Source organism: Streptomyces hazeniae (genome assembly GCF_031845485.1).
GTDB classification, from domain to species: Bacteria; Actinomycetota; Actinomycetes; order Streptomycetales; family Streptomycetaceae; genus Streptomyces; species Streptomyces hazeniae.
Genome location: NZ_JAVREQ010000066.1, coordinates 1 through 938 on the forward strand (window position 1 = coordinate 1; position 938 = coordinate 938).

At 69.5% G+C, this 938-nt stretch carries 1 protein-coding gene; it reads left to right on the forward strand.

Going from position 1 to position 938, the window contains the following annotated elements:
* Nucleotides 1-322 precede the first annotated feature (322 nt).
* Nucleotides 323-938, forward strand: a 616-nt coding sequence (locus tag RM572_RS28575; RefSeq protein WP_311676278.1) for an alcohol dehydrogenase catalytic domain-containing protein, incomplete at its 3' end; no start/stop codon positions are given.

A 938-nucleotide genomic window follows, 5' to 3' on the forward strand; every position in this document is an offset into this window, starting at 1 on the left:
TGTGAGGTCCCGCGAGGTACTGGACCTCTGGTCGCAGAACACGCTGGACGTGGGCTGTGGTCGACGAGGTTGTCGAGGGACAGAGCGCCGCCCGGCTGGCACGGGGGGACGAGCAGCCGGGCGGCCTGCGCCGGAGTCAGACGTCAGCGGGACGACCGGGACCCGTGTACACGCGCTCCTCGTCCGCGGTGCCCGTACATCGATCACGGAGTGTAACGGGAAGCGGTGTGTCGCCATGACGGGCAGGCCGCGCTGTGCGTCTGTCGGGCCCGTGCGGGTACTCGCGAACTCTGCGAACCCGCGAGCAGGAGGGATGGCGATCATGAAGGCTGCGGTGTGGCACGGAAAGCGTGATGTGCGAGTCGATGAGGTCCCGGACCCGACGATCAAGGAAGCCACCGACGCGGTCATCCGCGTCACCTCCACCGGTCTGTGCGGCTCCGATCTGCATCTTTACGAGGTCCTGGGTCCCTTGATGGAGCCCGGTGACATCCTCGGGCACGAGCCGATGGGCGTGGTGGAGGAGGTCGGGTCCGGCGTGCCGGGTCTGGCGCCGGGTGACCGTGTCGTCGTGCCGTTCCAGATCGCGTGCGGGGCGTGCTGGATGTGCGAGCGGGGGCTGATGACGCAGTGCGAGACCACCCAGGTGCGTGAGCAGGGCATGGGTGCAGCGCTGTTCGGCTACACCAAGCTGTACGGCCAGGTGCCGGGCGGGCAGGCAGAGTACCTGCGCGTCCCGCAGGCTCACTTCGGGCCGGTCAAGGTCGAGAGCGAAGCTGCGGACGACCGGTTCCTGTGCCTCTCGGACGTGCTGCCGACCGCGTGGCAGGCGGTCTCCTACGCGGACATCCCACCGGGCGGGTCGGTTGTCGTGCTGGGACTGGGCCCGATCGGCGACATGGCCTGCCGCATCGCCCTGCACCGGGGCGCGGGCACCG